The 18,346-nt window shown below is 62.6% G+C and carries 15 protein-coding genes; 8 read left to right on the top strand and 7 right to left on the bottom strand.

Annotated features, from left to right (window positions below):
• Positions 1 to 12 precede the first annotated feature (12 nt).
• Positions 13 to 462: an SRPBCC family protein gene (locus NKJ90_RS21920; RefSeq protein WP_023758214.1), complete on the bottom strand. Its 450-nt coding sequence runs from the start codon at positions 460 to 462 to the stop codon at positions 13 to 15.
• A 147-nt stretch (positions 463 to 609) separates the two neighbouring features.
• Between NKJ90_RS21920 and NKJ90_RS21915 the strand changes: the two genes are divergently transcribed.
• Both NKJ90_RS21915 and NKJ90_RS21910 read left to right on the top strand, forming a co-directional pair.
• A complete protein-coding gene (locus NKJ90_RS21915; protein WP_023758213.1) occupies positions 610 to 2,415 on the top strand; it encodes an IlvD/Edd family dehydratase in 1,806 nt (601 codons plus the stop codon).
• A 425-nt stretch (positions 2,416 to 2,840) separates the two neighbouring features.
• Positions 2,841 to 3,239: a hypothetical protein gene (locus NKJ90_RS21910; protein WP_023758212.1), complete on the top strand. Its 399-nt coding sequence runs from the start codon at positions 2,841 to 2,843 to the stop codon at positions 3,237 to 3,239.
• 18 nt (positions 3,240 to 3,257) lie between these two features.
• Here the strand turns inward: NKJ90_RS21910 and NKJ90_RS21905 are convergent, their stop codons facing one another.
• Both NKJ90_RS21905 and pdxR read right to left on the bottom strand, forming a co-directional pair.
• Entirely contained in the window at positions 3,258 to 4,844 is a 1,587-nt protein-coding gene (locus NKJ90_RS21905; RefSeq protein ID WP_352486766.1) for a trimethylamine methyltransferase family protein, read from the bottom strand.
• 194 nt (positions 4,845 to 5,038) lie between these two features.
• Entirely contained in the window at positions 5,039 to 6,532 is a 1,494-nt protein-coding gene (pdxR, locus tag NKJ90_RS21900) for a MocR-like pyridoxine biosynthesis transcription factor PdxR (protein ID WP_023758211.1), read from the bottom strand.
• A gap of 301 nt (positions 6,533 to 6,833) precedes the next feature.
• Between pdxR and pgi the strand changes: the two genes are divergently transcribed.
• Together pgi and NKJ90_RS21890 are read left to right on the top strand one after the other, a co-directional pair.
• Positions 6,834 to 8,477, top strand: coding sequence for a glucose-6-phosphate isomerase (gene pgi / locus NKJ90_RS21895; RefSeq protein ID WP_023758210.1), 1,644 nt, complete (start codon positions 6,834 to 6,836; stop codon positions 8,475 to 8,477).
• Between the two features lie 5 nt (positions 8,478 to 8,482).
• A complete protein-coding gene (locus tag NKJ90_RS21890; RefSeq protein WP_023758209.1) occupies positions 8,483 to 9,205 on the top strand; it encodes an HAD family hydrolase in 723 nt (240 codons plus the stop codon).
• A gap of 140 nt (positions 9,206 to 9,345) precedes the next feature.
• Here the strand turns inward: NKJ90_RS21890 and NKJ90_RS21885 are convergent, their stop codons facing one another.
• Complete coding sequence (locus tag NKJ90_RS21885) at positions 9,346 to 9,993, bottom strand: TetR/AcrR family transcriptional regulator (protein ID WP_023758208.1); 648 nt, start codon at positions 9,991 to 9,993, stop codon at positions 9,346 to 9,348.
• A gap of 101 nt (positions 9,994 to 10,094) precedes the next feature.
• Positions 10,095 to 10,280, bottom strand: coding sequence for a hypothetical protein (locus tag NKJ90_RS21880; protein ID WP_032907120.1), 186 nt, complete (start codon positions 10,278 to 10,280; stop codon positions 10,095 to 10,097).
• Here NKJ90_RS21880 and NKJ90_RS21875 point away from each other — a divergent pair.
• Positions 10,279 to 11,172, top strand: a complete 894-nt coding sequence (locus NKJ90_RS21875; protein WP_023758206.1) for an NAD(P)/FAD-dependent oxidoreductase — start codon at positions 10,279 to 10,281, stop codon at positions 11,170 to 11,172. The genes NKJ90_RS21880 and NKJ90_RS21875 overlap by 2 nt on opposite strands.
• A 382-nt stretch (positions 11,173 to 11,554) precedes the next feature.
• Here NKJ90_RS21875 and NKJ90_RS21870 read toward each other — a convergent pair whose 3' ends face one another.
• Both NKJ90_RS21870 and NKJ90_RS21865 read right to left on the bottom strand, forming a co-directional pair.
• Positions 11,555 to 12,223 carry a class I SAM-dependent methyltransferase gene (locus NKJ90_RS21870; RefSeq protein ID WP_084025251.1) on the bottom strand — a complete coding sequence of 223 codons (669 nt, stop codon included), beginning with the start codon at positions 12,221 to 12,223 and terminating at the stop codon, positions 11,555 to 11,557.
• 85 nt (positions 12,224 to 12,308) lie between these two features.
• Complete coding sequence (locus tag NKJ90_RS21865) at positions 12,309 to 14,321, bottom strand: long-chain fatty acid--CoA ligase (protein ID WP_352486764.1); 2,013 nt, start codon at positions 14,319 to 14,321, stop codon at positions 12,309 to 12,311.
• 446 nt (positions 14,322 to 14,767) lie between these two features.
• Here NKJ90_RS21865 and NKJ90_RS21860 point away from each other — a divergent pair, with 446 nt between their 5' ends.
• The 3 genes from NKJ90_RS21860 (at position 14,768) to NKJ90_RS21850 (ending at position 18,344) form a co-directional block, all read left to right on the top strand.
• Positions 14,768 to 16,360, top strand: coding sequence for an ABC transporter substrate-binding protein (locus NKJ90_RS21860; protein ID WP_023758203.1), 1,593 nt, complete (start codon positions 14,768 to 14,770; stop codon positions 16,358 to 16,360).
• 51 nt (positions 16,361 to 16,411) lie between these two features.
• Positions 16,412 to 17,419, top strand: coding sequence for an ABC transporter permease subunit (locus tag NKJ90_RS21855; protein WP_023758202.1), 1,008 nt, complete (start codon positions 16,412 to 16,414; stop codon positions 17,417 to 17,419).
• 70 nt (positions 17,420 to 17,489) lie between these two features.
• Positions 17,490 to 18,344: an ABC transporter permease subunit gene (locus tag NKJ90_RS21850; protein ID WP_198032195.1), complete on the top strand. Its 855-nt coding sequence runs from the start codon at positions 17,490 to 17,492 to the stop codon at positions 18,342 to 18,344.
• Positions 18,345 to 18,346: the final 2 nt, after the last annotated feature.

Below are 18,346 nucleotides of genomic sequence, written 5' to 3'. Positions count from 1 at the left end.
CAAGGGAGAGGGTTAGCCGCCGACCTTTTCGCCGAAGCTCGAAAAAAACTGTCCGGCGAGTTTCTTCGAGGTCGATTCTATCAGCCGGCTGCCGAGCTGGGCGATCTTGCCGCCGACATCGGCCTTGGCGGCGTATTTCAACACCGTTGTATCGGGCCCATCTGATGCCAACGTCACGTCCGCACCGCCCTTGGCGAAACCGGCAATGCCACCCCTGCCTTCACCCTGGATGGTGTAGGAGTGCGGCGGCTTCAAGTTCTTCAACGTCACTTCGCCGTTGAACGTCGCCTTGATCGGTCCGATCTTCACCACCACGGTCGCCGCCATTTCGGTCGTCGATCTCATCTCCAGGCTCTGGCAGCCGGGAATGGTCGCCTTCAGGACCTCGGGATCGTTCAGCGCTTCCCACACTTTTTGCAGGGAAGCGGCAATGCGCTCCTCGCCTTCGATCACCAAAGCCATGAAAACCTCCCGGACAAGACTGAATAAAGCCCTAACGCACGGCTGGCTGCCTGTCTATCACACCAAAGTCCGGTTGCGACCGCACGCCCTCTTGCCTGCTCTCGCGCGTTGCCATATCGATTTGTCTTACAAATACGGAGACCACCAATGGCAGGCGCCCCCACCCACAAGAAAAAATTTCGCTCGCAGGAGTGGTTCGACAATCCCGACAACCCGGGCATGACGGCGCTCTATCTCGAGCGCTACCTGAATTACGGCCTGACGCGCGCCGAACTGATGTCCGGCAAGCCACTGATCGGCATCGCGCAGACCGGCTCCGATCTTTCGCCCTGCAACCGGCACCATATCGAACTCGCCAAGCGCGTGCGCGAAGGCATCGTCTCGATGGGCGGCATCCCTTTCGAATTTCCCTGCCACCCGATCCAGGAGACCGGCAAGCGCCCGACCGCCGCTCTTGACCGCAACCTTGCCTATCTTGGCCTAGTCGAAGTGCTTTACGGCTATCCGCTCGATGGCGTCGTGCTCACCATTGGTTGCGACAAGACGACGCCGGCCCTGCTGATGGCGGCGGCCACCGTCAACATCCCGGCGATTGCGCTGTCGGTCGGCCCGATGCTGAACGGCTGGCACAAGGGCAAGCGCACCGGCTCCGGCACCATCGTTTGGGAATCGCGCCAGCGGCTATCGGCCGGCGAGATCGGCTATGACGAGTTCATGGATATCGTCGCTTCCTCGGCGCCGTCCACCGGCTATTGCAACACCATGGGCACCGCCACGACGATGAACTCGCTGGCCGAGGCGCTTGGCATGCAGTTGCCTGGCTCGGCCGCCATTCCCGCGCCGTACCGCGAGCGCGGCCAGATTTCCTATGAGACGGGAAAGCGCATTGTCGAGATGGTGCACGAGGATTTGAAGCCGTCGGATATCATGACGCGCCAAGCCTTTGAGAACGCCATCGTCGTCAACTCGGCCATTGGCGGCTCGACCAATGCACCGATCCATCTCAACGCCATCGCTCGCCATCTCGGCGTGCCGCTCGATAATGACGACTGGCAGAAGGTCGGGCTCAAGATCCCGCTCATCGTCAATCTGCAGCCGACCGGCGAATATCTCGGCGAGGATTATCACCACGCGGGCGGCGTGCCCGCCGTCGTGGCCGAATTGATGAAGGGCGGATTGCTGCCTTTCCCCGAAGCCATCACCGTCAACGGCAAATCGATCGGCGACAACTGCAAGGGGGTCGTCAACGAGAACATCGAGGTCATCCGCACCGTGGCCGAGCCGTTGAAAGCCAATGCCGGCTTCATCAACCTGCGGGGCAATCTGTTCGATTCGGCGATCATGAAGACCAGCGGCATCTCGCCGGAGTTCCGCGAACGCTATTTGTCCAACCCCAGGGACCCCGAGGCTTTCGAAGGCAACGCCATGGTTTTCGACGGGCCGGAAGACTACCACGCCCGCATCGACGATCCGGCGCAAGGCATCGACGAACACACCATCCTGTTCATGCGCGGCGCTGGCCCGGTCGGCTATCCCGGCGGTGCCGAGGTCGTCAACATGCAGCCGCCAGCCTACCTCATCAAGAAGGGCATCCACGCGCTCGCCTGCATTGGTGACGGTCGCCAGTCGGGCACGTCAGGTTCGCCGTCGATCCTCAACGCCTCGCCGGAAGCGGCGATCGGCGGCGGGCTGGCGCTGTTGAAGACGGGCGACCGTGTCCGCATCGACCTGCGCAAGGGCACGGCCGATATCCTCGTCACCGATGACGAGATCACCCGCCGCCGCGCCGAACTGCAGAACAATGGCGGCTATCACTATCCCAAGCACCAGACGCCCTGGCAGGAGATCCAGCGTGGCATGGTGGCGCAGTTCTCGGAGGGAATGGTGCTGGAGCCAGCGGTGAAATACCAGGATGTCGCGCATACCAGCGGTGTTCCCAGGGACAATCACTGATATTCCAGGATAATCGCTGATAATCCTCGGATAATCGCTGATTATTCCAGACGACGATTGCTGATGCTGGATCGTTGACAGGCGGCCTGAACAATCAGGCTGCCTCTCGGGCTCCGTTCAGCGTGTCCCGGTCGAGGGTCGAGAACCATCCTTGACAAGCCACGCAACAATTCCACCAGCATGACAAAGGGTGCATCGCAACGACCCCGTGAGGCGTCAGCCCAACGTTCGCGTCCAAGCTTCTCTTCCAGGAGGTGGACGCCATGCCGTCAACAACCGCTATCACCATACCGCGATTGTCCCGGCTCATCGGTTTGCCGGGCGCCCCCGGCAGGGGAGACGACACGCATCAGGAATGATCCAAAGCCACGGCCTTTGTATTCCGCTTGCGAACCTCCTAATTGCGTTGAAACGGATTGGAACTCATGGCGGGACGGCGCTCTTCTCTCGGCTTCCTCGGAATGTTCGGCCGCTCAAGCGATTTGAGACAGCTCGACGTCGCGTTGCGGGCCGCCGACCTTCACCCAGCCCTTGTGCCGGAGGGCGTAAAACTCACCATCGTCAATCTGATGAAGGATCACTGGTCCGACGAGCCGCCCACCAAGGCCTATGCGGAAGTGGCGCAATTGTTCAGCTATTGCGTTGCCGGGCCAGAAACCTTCGAAAGCTCCCATGGCCTGCCGCAACGGCAGGACGTCGAGCGCCGGGTCGAGGCCGCGGTGCAGGCCGGCGACAGTTTCGATGCGCAAATCGTATTGATGACCCTGCACGCCAAGCTGATCAGCGCCGAGGTCGTCGAGCGCTATGGGCTGGGCACCGAATAGCTGTTCCGGGAGCGTTGTTTACCCGCCCATCCTGCCGCGAGGCAGTTTGATCATTTCGCCAAAGCGGGCGCGCAGCCGGTCGTCGATCGGCTTCGGCACATGGCGCGGAAAGCGCTCGGCAAGCACCCGCTTCTTCTCGATGATCGCCCGCTGCAAGATGTCGGGCCGGCCCTTCTCGTTCCATTCCTTGGGAGAAAAGCGGTCGCCGACGGCGGGGTAAAAATACTCCGTCTGCATCAGCCGCAGCGTCTGCTCATTGCCGAGATAGTGGCCCGGACCCTTCAGGCAGACATCGGCAATGGTATCGATCGACAGCGCTTCGTCAGTCACCTCGATGCCACGCACGCAGCGCAGGCAGTGGCCGAGCATGTCGTTGTCGATGATCAGGCTTTCCAGGCAAAAGCCGAGCAGGGAGGCATGCATGCCGGCCGATTCATAGACGAGATTGAGCCCGGCGAGACCGGCCATCACGTCGGTGATGCCCTTTTCGTAGCCGGACTGGATATCGGGCAGTTTCGAATCCGTCATGCCGGCGGCTGAACCGCCAGGCAAGTCGTAGTATTGCGCCATTTGTGCGCACGCTGCAGTCAGGACTGCCTGCTCGGCCGAACCGCCGGACATTGCGCCGGTGCGCAGATCCGAAACGAACGGCCAGGTACCGAAGATCGCCGGGTGGCCCGGCTTGATGGCGTTGACATAGACCAGACCGGCCAGCACTTCGGCCACCGCTTGCACCACCGCACCGGCAATCGCCGCCGGTGCCGTGGCGCCGGCCTGCCCGGCCGACAGCAGGAGAATCGGGATGCCGCCCTCGACGCAAGCCTCGAGCACGCCGCAGGCGTCCTCGGCGAACTTCATCGGCGGCACCACGAAGCAGTTCGAGTTCGACACGAACGGCCGGGCGCGGAAGTTCTCCTCGCCTCCGGCAATGGCATAGAGCATTTCGAGCGCCGGCTGCACATTCTCGCGCACCGTAAACGAGGTGCCGACATGCTTGGACGTACCCATCACGCAGGCATAGAGCGTGTTGAAATCCATTTCGAGCGGATCGGGAATATCGCGCGGCACCATCGGCCGCTGGAAGAAGTGGATATTGTCGAGCCCTTCGACGAGGCGGGCGGCGTCATAGATGTCCTGCAGCAGCGACTCGCGATATTCGCGCTTCTCGACGTCGACCAGATGCACGGCAGCTCCGGCCGTGCCGTAATGCACGCGCTTACCCTTGATCAGCATGTCGTGCTTGGGGTCCTGGCCGTGTAGCGTGAAATGCCGTGCCGCTTTTTTGATCGTGTCGAGCACGAGCGCTCGTGGAAAGCGGATGCGCCCATCGTCGCCATAGGTGCCGCCGGCCTCTGTCAAGGCTTCGATGCAAGAGGGGATGGCATTGGCAAAGCCAACCGTCTCCAGGAGCGTCAACACCGCTTCGTGGATGCGTTCCTGGTCGTTCTGTGTCAGCGGTCCGTAGCTGCCGCCTTCGAGGCCGGCGCGCACCGGCTTGATGTCGTCGGCCAAGGGTGCTGCCCGCATGGCGCGGCGCGCTTCGCGCCCGCCGGAGCGACGCGAACGCTGGTCCGCCGCCGCTTCCTGCTTTTCAAGAACTGACATGGAGACACTCCACCTTTCCGAGAAGCAGGGCGCGGCGGTTGGTCCACCATCGGCTGCTTCTTCCCCTTTGTGCTCCGACTATGCCGCCGGCATTGGCCCAGACTATGAGCCAGAGGGTCCGGTCGCATATGCCAGAACACTAAAGGACCGGAGCCACGCCTGCACGGCTGCGGTCCAAAGGGGTGGGCGATGGATCAGGCGGCCGCCGGCCTGCGTCCGGCGGCGGTGGCGAGTTCACGGATGCCTGGCTCGATGTGCTGCAGCGCGATTGACGAGATGCCCAGCCGCATGAAACGCGAAGGCTTCTCGGTCCGATCGAAGAAACGGTCGCCCGGCTCGATGATGACGCTGCGCGAGGCTGCTGCCTCGGCCAGCCCGCGTGAATCGGTGCCGCGCGGTCCCTCGAGCCACAGCGACGTGCCGCCGGCCGAATCAGTCGAGCGCCACTCCGGCAGGAAGGCGGAAATCGCATGGACCAGCCGCTTGCGCCGCTCGTCGAAGGCCGACGACAGCCGTCGTACCAGCGCCTCATGATGGCCGAGCGACAGGAAGAGTGCTACGGCGCGCTGATTGTTGGCCGGCGGATGACGCAGCATGAAGCGGCGCAGTGCCCTGAGCTCGGAGATCAGTCCGGCAGACGCCACGATGTAGCCAAGCCGCAGGCCGGGAGCCAGCGTCTTCGACATCGAGCCGACATAGACGACACGGCCGGAACGATCGAGGCTTTTCAGCGCCTGCTGCGGTGCTTCGTCGAGAAGCTGGCTGTCATAGCCGTCCTCGATGATGATCTGGTTGTAGCGGTTGGCTCGCGCCAGAAGATCCTGCCGCCGTTCCGCCGAAAGCGGCACCATCGTCGGGCAATGGTGGCTGGGCGTGACGAAGACGAACCCGGAATCGTTGGGAATAGAAGCGGTTACGATGCCGGACTGGTCGACCGGCACCGGCTGTATGTCGGCGCCTGCAAGGCGGAAGATCGAGCGTGCATCGGGGTAGCCGGGATCCTCCATCGCCACCTTGGAGCCCTTGGACATCAGCAGCGTCGCCAGCATGTAAAGCGCGTTCTGGGCGCCCAGCGTGACGATGATCTCGTCGGGATTGGCGAAGATGCCGCGTCGCGGCAACAGCCGCGCCTGGATCTGCTCGATCAGCAGCGGATCGTCGCGGTCGACCATGTCGGACGCCCAGTTGCGGATTTCGAGCACGGCAAGCGCCATGCGGTTGCACTCGCGCCACTCGGCGGTCGGGAACAGCGCCGGGTCGAACTGGCCGTAGACGAAGGGGTAGGACGACTTGATCCAGTTCTCGTGCTTGGCCGGCGGCGGCATGTCGCTGGCGGCGATCTTGCGGCGTGCCTTCCAGTCAATTTCGTTGGCCTGGTCGGGCGCCTTCTGGTGCGGCTTGGCAGGCGTTGCCAGCACATCGGGATTGACGAAATGGCCACGCCGCTCGCGTGCCACCAGGAAGCCCTGGTCGACGAGCTGCTGGAACGCCAGCACGACGGTTCCGCGCGCAACGCCGAGCTTTTCAGCCAGGATCCGGCACGAAGGAAGCGGCATCGAAGCGGCAATCTGGCGGTCGAGAATGGCGGCCACGATGGCTTGGCGGATCTGCGCCTGCAGGGTCTGGCCCGATTCCGCCGAAATCCGGAACAGGCCGGACCATATGGCCGTGTCGTTACGCTGTGGCATGGGAGGTGTTCCTCGATGGCCAGTCTTTTTCGCTTGGCTGGACCAGCCGAACGTAACCGTGGCACAAGGGGTTGCGCCAATCAATTTTTCTGATCGTTGGGATTTATGCCAGTGATCCTTCACGCCATTTTGATGCTGCGCTGCGGCATCGCGGGGTGACGCGGCGCCTCGTCCCGGCGATGACTTCGTGCGTCATCGCTGCGCATTGAAATGGCTCGAATTAGGTTCGATAGATTGTCGCGACGACACGCGCCGGAAACATCCGGTTCGTAATGATGGCTCGAGGTTTCGGAGTTCGGCAGTGGATCAATCGTCCTTCCAAAAACAGCTCGCTGCCTTGCGCGATCATCGCGCGGCGGCGCCCGCCAGCATGCGCCAGGCCTTCGCCGCTGATCCCAAGCGTTTCGAGACATTCTCCGCCACCGACGGCGACCTTCTGCTCGACTGGTCGAAATGCGCCGTCGACGGGCTCACCATGGACTTGCTGGAACGGCTCGCCAAGGCGGCCAATCTCGAAGGTCGTCGCGCCGCCATGTTCGCCGGCAAGAAGATCAACCTCACTGAGGATCGCGCCGTGCTGCATACGGCGTTGCGCAACCTGACCGGCAAGGGCGTCACCGTCGATGGCCAGGACGTCAAGGCGGACGTCATAGCCGTGCTCGACGCGATGGGCGCCTTTGCCGACGCCGTGCGGTCGGGCAAGGCGGCCGGCGCTACGGGCAAGAAGATCACCGACATCGTCAACATCGGCATCGGTGGTTCCGATCTCGGTCCGGCCATGGCAACGCTGGCACTGGCGCCCTATCATGACGGGCCGCGCGCGCATTACGTCTCCAACATCGACGGCGCCCATATCCACGACACGCTGAAGGGCCTGTCGGCCGAAACCACGTTGTTCATTATCGCCTCCAAGACCTTCACCACCGTCGAGACGATGACGAATGCGCAGACGGCGCGCAAATGGGTGCAGGAAGCGCTCTGCAAGGAAGCGGTGGGCAAGCATTTCGCCGCCGTCTCGACCGCGCTCGACCTTGTGGCCAAGTTCGGCATCGCGCCGGATCGCGTCTTCGGCTTCTGGGACTGGGTCGGTGGCCGCTATTCGCTCTGGGGTGCGATCGGCCTGCCGGTGATGATCGCTGTAGGCCCGCGGAATTTCCGCGCGTTCCTCGATGGCGCGCACGAGATGGACGAGCATTTCCGCACCGCGCCCGTGCTGGAGAACCTGCCGGCGTTGCTGGGACTGGTCGGCTGGTGGCATCGCGTGATCTGCGGGTATCCGGCGCGCGCCGTCATCCCCTATGACCAGCGCCTGTCCAGGCTGCCGGCCTATCTGCAGCAGCTCGATATGGAATCCAACGGCAAGAGCGTCACCCTCGAAGGCACCGACGTAACGACGCAAACCGGACCACTGGTCTGGGGCGAGCCTGGCACCAACGGCCAGCATGCCTTCTTCCAACTGCTGCACCAGGGCACCGATTTCATCCCGGTCGAGTTCCTTGCCGCGGCCGTCGGCCACGAGCCCGATCTAAAGCATCAGCACGATTTGCTGCTCGCCAACTGCCTGGCGCAGTCGGAAGCGCTGATGAAGGGCCGCACGCTGGACGAGGCCCGTGCCCAGATGCTGGCCAAGGGCATGAAGCCGGCCGAGGTCGACAAAATTGCCCCGCACCGCGTCTTCTCCGGAAACCGGCCCTCCGTGACCATCCTCTACCGCAAACTCGATCCGCGCACCTTCGGCCGGCTGATCGCGCTCTACGAGCACCGCGTCTTCGTCGAGGGAACGCTGTTCAACATCAACTCCTTCGACCAGTGGGGCGTCGAACTCGGCAAGGAACTCGCCACCGGCCTTCTGCCTGTCGTGGAGGGCAAGGAAAGTGCCGCCAAGCGGGATGCATCGACCGCTGGTCTCGTGGGATTCATCCACCATTTGCGTGGATCGGAGTGAAAAGCTTGGCAGACATCAAGGGTATATTGTTCGACAAGGATGGAACGCTTGTCGACTTCAACGCGACCTGGCTTGGAGTTGCCGACTTCATGGCCATGGATGCGTCCGAGGGTGATCGCTGGAAAGCCGACAGGCTGCTGGCGGCCGCCGGCTTCGATTTCACCAGCAAGCGCTTCAAGCCTGACTCCATCTTTGCATCCGGCACCAATCTCGACGTCGTCGAATTGTGGTTCCCGCGGCTGTCCAACGAGGACCAGATGCTTGCGGTTGCCCGCTTCAACGAGATCACCTCGGTGCAGGGCTCGGCGATGGCTGTGGCGCTGCCGGGCATCGTCGACACGCTGACGGCCTTGCACAGGAAGTCCTACCGGCTCGGCGTCGCCACCAACGATTCGACCAGCGGTGCGGAAAAGACGCTTGTCACGCTCGGCGTCGCCCAGCTGTTCGACGCGGCTTACGGCTACGACGCGGTGGCCAATCCGAAGCCGGCGCCCGACACCATCCTGGCCTTCAGCGATCTCACCGGGCTGAAGCCCACGGAAATCGCCATGGTCGGCGACAACCGCCACGATCTCGAAATGGCGCGGGCCGGCGGCTGCGGACTGGCGGTCGGCGTGCTCTCCGGCACCGGCACCCGCGAATCGCTGGCCGGGATTGCCGACATTGTTCTTGATTCGGTTGCCGATCTGCCCGACTTCCTCTCGGCACGGGTCAAGGAGACGATCTGACCGGGCTAGGCTTGGCAAATCGACTTGGGACTTTCCCGCCAACGGCTGAGATGGGGTGGTGAGCCGAACGTCTGCAGGTAGTCGAAACCGACGGTTAGCTGCCGTTCTTCACTTCACCCCGCGACATAAGATGTGCGGGATTAGTATCCTGCGTGGCCTTTGCCGCCGTGCGCGGCGATGAACATGGCGACGGCCGACCGGCAATAGGATTCGATTTCGTTGTCGTCCTCTGCTCTCGCCTGATCGAAGCGTGCGATAATCAGGAGATCGGATCCTTTGAAAAGCGCGGCAAACAAGCGGGCGGACCGGAGAGGATCGGGCACGTTCAGAACCGCCTTCGCGTGCAACCGGCGCAACAGGGCCTCGATTTGGGCGATGACATGGGCGGGGCCGGCTTCGTAATGGACCTTGCTTAACGAATTTTGATTCGTCTTGTCGGCCATGATCATGGCTTCGACACTGCGGACGTCCGGGCTCAACAGCGTGCGAAGCAGCGATGATCCCACCGCCATGAGCTGATCTTCGGCCGAACCGTCGACGCCTTCAACAAGGGCCTGTGGTGCAAACTGACGGCAGCGGGCCGCGATGGCCGCGCTGAACAGCGCCTCCTTGTTCTCGAAGTGCCGATAGATGCTGAGCTTGGATATCTTCGCTCGCTGGGCGACCTTGTCCAATGTCGTCGCATGAAAACCCAGTTCCTCAAAGAGTTCGCACGCGGCGTCGACTATCGTTTGGCCAAGCGCCTCGTTGGCCGGCCGGCCGCGCCGGCCCTGGCTGTTTACGGTCACGACAATTCCAGTCCTTGACAGTATCCTAATTCGTGCATTACGATACCACGTAGTATCTGAAATGTGCAAGCCAACGGGTCGGTTTCAACTTGTCCTCCAAATCAAGTTTCCCCGGGCCGCCCGGCGATATCGAATGCGGCATTGTCCGGCCGGTCAACACAGTGATGGGCGACATTCTCGTCGATGCCGAAGCCCTGCTCGCTGACCGTCTCGAGCGCGTATCGGTGGACGATATTTCGCGCCCGGCCCAGCCCAACCCCCTCCATCCACAACACGGAGCCCATCATGGATGACGTCATCATCATCGGCGGCAGCTTTGCCGGTCTCGCCGGCGCCCTGCAGCTCGGCCGTGCCCGCCGCAAGGTCACCGTTCTCGATACCGGCCTGCCGCGCAACCGCTTTGCCGGCCACTCGCATGGCCTGCTCGGCCACGACCACAAGCCACCGCTGGACATCCTGGCCGAGGCGCGGCAGCAACTGGCGCGCTATCCCACGATCAGGCTGGTCAATGCCCGGGCCGACAGCATCTCTGGCGCCATCGACGATTTCTCCGTCCTCACTGGCGACGGCGAAAGCCTTGCGGCGCGCCGGCTGATCCTGAGCTATGGCGTCGTCGACCAGATGCCTGATGTTCCGGGCTTTGCCGAAGGCTGGGGCACGTCCATCGTGCCCTGTCCCTATTGCGACGGCTTTGAAGTCGCCGGCCAGCATTGGGGCCTCGTCTGGTCCGGCCGGCAGTCGCACAATTATGTCAGGCTGTACCACGACTGGACCGACACGTTGACGCTCTTCGCCGATGGTCACGACATTCCGCCCGATATTCGGGCCGATCTGGGGCACCGCAATATACCTGTCGTCGATGGCCGGATCACCGGAATCGCCCATCACGGGGGCCATCACGCCACCGTCGAGCTCGATACCGGCCCCAATGTCGCAGTCGACATCCTGTTCGCGCATCCGCGCAACAAGCCGTCCGCAAGCCTGCATGAATCACTGGGCCTCGCCACGGTCGATTCGCCCCTCGGCATTGCCCTCAAGGTCGACGAGCGCCGCGAAACCAGCATGCCCGGCATCTACGCCGCCGGCGACCTCGCCAACCCCCTCATGGCCTCGGTCACCACGGCATCATCGCACGGCGCGATGGCGGGCATCTTCTCCCAGCAGTCGATGCTGGTTTGAGAGCACAGGTTCCCTTCTCCGGTTGCCGCGGGCCGTCGCGGAAAACCTCCTTTTGGGGGAGAGCGCCTACGCCAGCAGATCAGCGGTGGTGCGATAGAGGCCCGTGGCAAGAAGATCGTCGGCGCAACCGCATCTGTTAGACTTGGCATGGCGCGTGAGGACGACCGTGACGTAGGCGACGTTAGCGACGGGGCGCTCTATTCGCGGAGAGCTGCTTCGAGCGACTTGAGCGGATACATCTGTATGGCGAAAAGTACATTGGCGAATTAGGGGACGCTGAGCTTAGATGTTAGCGGCCGTCACGACTGCTATCTGAACGTGCCTTTGATTGGATGATCATCTGCGTTGGCGGTCGAACTCGGTACATTCCGAGTGACTGGGTTCAGCGACAGCGGTCATCCGCTTCAAAGGAAAACACACCGCTCGGTTTCGTCGCGACACCCTTCGCGTCGCCGAAATCCGGCACCCGGTACTCGGCGAGCAATCGCAGCCGTGACAGCGGCAGATCGGTGCGACGGGGATCGCCGACCAGAACCTCGATGCCGGCGGCCAGGCAGCGGTCGAGGAATGGGGTAACGCGTAAGGCAACCTCATGGCCGTAAAAAACATCGCCTGCGAGCACAAGGTCGACGGCCGGTGGCGGGCCAGTGGTGATATCCTTGTCGACAACGGTGATCGTGACGCCGTTGGCGGCGGCATTGAGGCCGATCGCTGCAACGCCGTTACGGTCTATCTCGGCCGCAAGCACCGCGCGGGCGCCAGCCTTGGCGGCGGCGATACCGACGAGGCCTGAACCGGCGCCGAGGTCGAGCACACGCCGCCCGATTACCGTCTGCGGTCGCTCGAATATGAAGCGGGCAAGCACCGCGCCGCCGGCCCAGGCATAGGCCCAGTAGGGCGGCTGCGCTTCGGTCCCGTTCTCGTCGGCCTCGATGCTGTCTTCCGGCTCGACGCCATGGTCACACCACTCGATCAGCCGCCTGAGACCGCTTGCAGGATGGGCCGTGTAGAGCAGGATTTGGGGAAGTGCCGGAACAGGCACAAGGCGCATATTCGCCTTGATGAACGTAGCCGCGTCGGGACGTCGGCCATCGTCCGCGAACCCTCGATTGCCAGGGCCATCCTTCAAATCGCGTTTATTCCCGCAGCGCTCGGCGCAGGATCTTGCCGACCGGTGTCTTCGGCAGTTCGGTCCTGAACTCGATGTATCTGGGCCGTTTGTAGCCGGTCAGGTTCTCGCGGCAATACGCGGTGAGCGTCTCTGCGGTCAGCGCCGGATCTTTCTTGACCACGAACAGTTTCGGCACCTCGCCCGAATGCTCGTCCGGCACGCCGATCGCCGCCACTTCGAGCACTCCCGGATGCATCGCCACGACTTCCTCGAGCTCGTTCGGATAGACGTTGAAGCCCGAGACCAGGATCATGTCCTTCTTGCGGTCGACGATCTTGGTGTAGCCGCGCTCGTCCATGAAGCCCATGTCGCCGGATTTGAAGTAGCCGTCCTTGGTCATCACCTTGGCGGTCTCATCGGGCCGGTTCCAGTAGCCCGCCATCACCTGCGGTCCCCGGATGCAGATTTCACCGACCTCGCCGAGCGGCAGGTTGTTGCCGTCGTCGTCGCGGACGGCGATCTCGGTAGAAGGCAGCGGCAGGCCGATCGTGCCGGTGAAGTCGCCGGCGGTGAACTTGTTGGCCGTGGCCACCGGCGAGGTTTCCGAGAGGCCGTAGCCTTCGGTGACCGAACAACCGGTCAGCGCCTTCCAGCGTTCGGCGACGCCCTTCTGCACCGCCATGCCGCCGCCCAGCGTCAGGATCAGCGGCCTGAAGTCGAGCTTGCGGAAATCCTCATTGTTGAGCAGTGCGTTGAACAGCGTGTTGAGGCCCGGAAAGATGTGCACCGGGTATTTCTGGAGCTCCTTGACGAAGCCGGGAATGTCGCGCGGGTTGGGAATGAGCACATTGCGGGCGCCTTGCTGCATGCCCATCAGCGCGTTAACCGTCAGCGCGAAGATATGATAGAGCGGCAGCGCGCAGATGAAGTTGGGATGCGCCGGTTTCGGCTTGATCGTATAGGCGTCCTCCATCCATTGCGCGTTCTGCGCGACGTTGGCGAGCACGTTGCTGTGCAGCAGCGTGGCTCCCTTCGAGACACCCGTGGTGCCCCCCGTATATTGCAGGAAGGCAACATCATTGGCCGTCACCTTGGCCGGCTTGAAGGTCGCGCCGGCGCCGGCCTTCAAGGCCACATTGAACTTGACGTGACCGGGCAATGACCAGGCCGGCACCATCTTCTTCACCCGGCGCACGACGAAATTGACGATGCTACCCTTCAGTCCCCCGAGCATGTCGCCCATCGCGGCAACCACGACATGCTTGACCGCCGTCCTGGCGATCACCGCCTGCAAGGTGTTGGCGAAGTTCTCGAGGATGACGATGGCTTGCGCACCGGAGTCCTTGAGTTGATGTTCGAGCTCGCGCGGCGTGTAGAGCGGGTTGATGTTCACCACGACATAACCGGCGCGCAAGACGGCCATCATCGCCACCGGATATTGCAGCACGTTCGGCATCATCAGCGCGACGCGCGCGCCTTTCTGAAGACCCTTCGATTGTAGATAGGCGCCGAAGGCCGCCGACAGCCGCTCGACATCGGCGTAGCTGATGGACTTGTCCATGCAGGTGAAGGCGGGCTGCGCGGAAAATTGCTTGCAGGCGGCAACCAGGAAATCGCCGATCGAACTATAGGGCAGAGGGCCGATTTCGGCCGCCACGTTTTTCGGATAGCTCTTAAGCCACGGCTTTTCCGGCAGTCCGGCGGCCAGCGCCGTCAGTGCATTCGGCAATCGCCTGGCGGCAGTCTCGGCAGGCTTCGCTGCCGGCGAGGCCTTGGCCGCCGCAGCCTTCGCCACCGGCTTGGCAGCTGCCGACTTTGCCGCGGGCACCGTCTTTCCGACAACAGTCTTTGTCGAGGCTTTCTTGATCGGGGCTTTGGTTGCCGGCTTTGGGCTTGCCTTCGCCGGCACGGGCGCCTTCGGCTTGGGCGCGGCGGCTTTGGCAGCGGGCACTTTCGGCGTGGACATGCCGCCGGCTACTTTTGGAGCCGCCTTGGCTTCCGTCTTCGCCGGCGCCGTCTTCCTCGATGCTTTTGCCACCCGTTCCTCCCTCGACAATTCTTGTTCGATCGCGCCGCGCTCGCCCCTGAATTGACAGAGACGTCCTCCGCTGCCGCCGCTATACCACCTATGTATTGCCTCCATTGACGACCGTGCAAGTCTTGCCCCTGCGGCAAGGCGGCGAAAGATTTGCCGTCGAGAAATACTTCCTGCCGCGACCGTTGTCCTGCCGCACACCCGGCGGCTCGGAAGTGCGCGCGGCATCAATATCGTCAGATCGGCAATCAATAAAAAAATGCGGTCGTTAACAATCTCGTGATTGGAAAAAACTGCTAATTTTTTCTGCGTTTAAGCGAAATCGCGGATTTTTTTCCTGCTTCCCGCGGGGTAAGCAAACGGGGTGTTCCAAAGCCGGAAAAACGGTGCTTATATGCGCGCTTCGCGAGCCTGATAGAGGGGCTTGGAAGAACATCAGGGAGTGCTCAATGAAGAAGAAACTGACTTTTGCAGCCGCGTTGCTGGCTGCAAGCGTCCTGGGCGGCGTGGCCAACGCGAAAACTCTGGTCTATTGCGCGGAAGCTTCACCGGAGGGTTTCGACCCGGCGCCGTATACCGCCGGCCAAACCTTCGACGCATCCTCGCGCACCGTCTTCAACCGCCTTGTCGAATTCGATCACGGCAAGACGACGATCTCGCCGGGCCTGGCTGAAAGCTGGACGATCTCCGACGATGGCAAGGAATACGTCTTCAAGCTGCGCAAGGGCGTCAAGTTTGCCGCCACCGACTATTTCACTCCGACGCGCGACTTCAACGCCGACGACGTGGTGTTCTCCTTCCAACGTCAGGTCGACAAGAACGGCCCGTGGTTCCAGTACATCCCGGGCATTGCCTACCAGTATTACAATGACCAGTTCGGCGACAACATCACCAAGGTCGAGAAGGTTGACGACTTGACGGTAAAGTTCACCCTCAAGGAGCCGGCAATCACCTTCATTCCGACGCTGGGCATGGACTTCGCCTCGGTCGTCTCCAAGGAATATGCCGACAAGCTGCAGGCCGACAAGACGCCGGAACTGTTCAACCAGAAGCCGATCGGCACCGGCCCGTTCATCTTCGTCGACTACCAGACCGACGCGGCCATCCGCTACAAGGCCAACCCGGACTATTGGGGCGGCAAGCAGAAGATCGACGATCTGGTCTTCGCCATCACCACCGATCCGGCGGTGCGCGCGCAGAAGCTCAAGGCCGGCGAATGCAACATCATGTCATACCCGGCACCGGCCGACATCGCCGGCCTGCAGGCTGAACCAAGCCTGAAGGTCGACGAGCAGGAAGGCCTCAATGTCGGCGCGCTGATGTACAACACCCAGCAGAAGCCGTTCGACGACGTGCGCGTCCGCAAGGCGCTCAACATGGCTATCAACAAGAAGGCCATCATCGACGCCGTCTTCCAGGGTGCCGGCCAGGTGGCGATCAATCCGATCCCGCCGACCATGTGGTCGTACAACAAGCAAGTGAAGGACGATCCGTACGATCCGGAAGCGTCCAAGAAGCTGCTTAAAAAGGCCGGCGTCAAGGACCTCAAGATGAACGTCTGGGCCATGCCGGTGTCGCGCCCTTATATGCCGAACGCGCGCCGCACCGCTGAACTGATCCAGTCGGACTTCGCCAAGGTCGGCGTCACCGTCAACATCGTCAGCTACGATTGGGGTGAATACCTCAAGCGCGCTTCGGCTGTCGATCACGACGGCGCCGTCATCGTCGGCTGGACCGGCGACAATGGTGATCCGGACAACTTCCTCGGCGTGCTCCTGAGCTGCGCTTCCGTCGGTTCGAACAACCGCGCGGAATGGTGCAACAAGGACTTCGATGCGCTCATCAACAAGGCCAAGACCGTTTCGGATCAGGCCGAGCGCACCAAGCTCTACGAGAAGGCGCAGGTCATCTTCAAGGAACAGGCACCCTGGGCGACGCTCGCTCACTCCAAGGTGTTCATGCCGATGCAGAAGACCGTCACCGGCTTTGCGATGGATCCGCTCGGCATCCATCGCTTCGACGGCGTCGATATCGCCGAATAAGGTTCGCGAAACGGGGGCGTCACCGCATGGTGGCGCCCCCACTCGCCCGCCATGCTGCGTTATATCCTCGGCAAGCTCGCCCTCATCATCCCGACCTTCATCGGGATAACCATCCTCGCCTTTGGCTTCGTGCGCATCCTGCCCGGTGATCCGGTGCTGGTGCTTGCGGGCGAACGCGGCCTGTCGCCCGAACGCCACGCGGCGCTGATGCACCAGTTCGGCTTCGATCTGCCGATATGGCAACAGTACCTGACCTATTTGACCAACATCCTGAGCGGCGATTTCGGCACCTCGTTTTCGACCAAGACGCCGGTGCTGAGGGATTTCCTGATGCGCTTCCCGGCAACGGTCGAGCTCGCCATCTTCGCCATGATCTTTGCCGTTATCCTGGGCGTCGCCGCCGGCATCTTCGCCGCGATCCGCCGCGGCTCTTGGTTCGATCAGCTGACCATGGGCACGGCGCTGGCAGGCTATTCCATGCCGATCTTCTGGTGGGGTCTGCTGCTGATCATCGTGTTTTCCGGCACGCTGCACTGGACGCCGGTTTCCGGCCGCATCGACCTTCTCTATTTCTTCAAGCCGGTGACCGGCTTCATGACCATCGATTCCCTGATCTCGGGGCAGAAGGGCGCCTTCCGCTCGGCGCTGTCGCACCTCATCCTTCCAACCGTCGTGCTCGGCACCATCCCGTTGGCGGTCATCGCTAGGCAGACGCGATCGGCGATGCTTGAAGTGCTCGGCGAGGACTATGTGCGCACCGCGCGTGCCAAGGGCCTGGCGCCGCGCCGCGTCATCGGTTTGCATGCCTTTCGCAACGCGCTGATCCCGGTCGTCACCACCATCGGCCTGCAGGTCGGAACGCTTTTGACCGGCGCCATCCTGACCGAGAGCATCTTCTCTTGGCCCGGCATTGGCAAATGGATGATCGACGCTATTTCCAAGCGGGACTATTTCACCGTACAGGGCGGCTTGCTCTTGATCGCGCTGATCGTCATGTCGGTGAACCTCATCGTCGACGTGCTCTACGCCGTCATCAACCCACGTATCCGGGCCAACTGACATGAGCAACGAAGGCCCAGCCACCATTGAAGCCGTGACCGTCGTCAAGCCGCAAGACGCCAGGCTGCAGATGCTCGGCGAGTTCTGGCACTACTTCTCCGTCAACAAGGGCGCGGTGATCGGGCTCTTCGTCTTTGCGCTGCTGATCCTGATCGCCATCTTCGCGCCGCTGCTGGCGCCGCATTCGCCCGACGACCAGTTCCGCGACTTCTTCCTGACGCCGCCGGCCTGGCAGGAGGGCGGTAACGCGCAGTTCCTGCTCGGCACCGACGCCGTCGGCCGCGATATGCTGTCGCGGCTGATCTACGGCTCGCGCTTTTCGCTCGCCATTGGCTTCGTCGTCGTCACGTCAGCGCTGATCTCGGGCGTTATCCTCGGCCTGCTCGCCGGCTACTGCCGCGGCTGGGTAGACACGCTGATCATGCGCATCATGGATATCATCCTGGCCTTCCCGTCGCTGCTCTTGGCCCTGGTGCTGGTTGCGGTGCTCGGGCCTGGCCTTGTCAACGCCATGATCGCCATCGCCTTTGTGCTTCAGCCGCATTTCGCCCGGCTGACCCGCGCCGCCGTGATGGCCGAGAAGAATCGCGAATACGTCATCTCGGCCAAGGTCGCCGGCGCCAGCCATCTCAGGCTGATGCTGGTCACCATCCTGCCCAACTGCATCGCGCCGTTGATCGTGCAGGCGACGCTGTCCTTCTCCAACGCCATTCTCGAGGCCGCCGCCCTCGGCTTCCTTGGCATGGGCGCGCAGCCGCCGACGCCTGAGTGGGGCACCATGCTGGCCGAGGCGCGCGAGTTCATCCTGCGCGCCTGGTGGGTGGTGACTTTCCCGGGCCTCGCCATCCTGATCACCGTCTTCGCCATCAACCTGATCGGCGACGGCCTGCGCGACGCGCTCGACCCCAAGCTGAAGAGGTCCTGAGC

Origin of the sequence: Mesorhizobium sp. M0051 (assembly GCF_040323235.1) — a bacterium.
Taxonomy (GTDB): domain Bacteria; phylum Pseudomonadota; class Alphaproteobacteria; order Rhizobiales; family Rhizobiaceae; genus Mesorhizobium.
The sequence above is the reverse complement of the archived record's forward strand: the minus strand, read 5'-3'. Positions and strand labels throughout refer to the sequence as shown.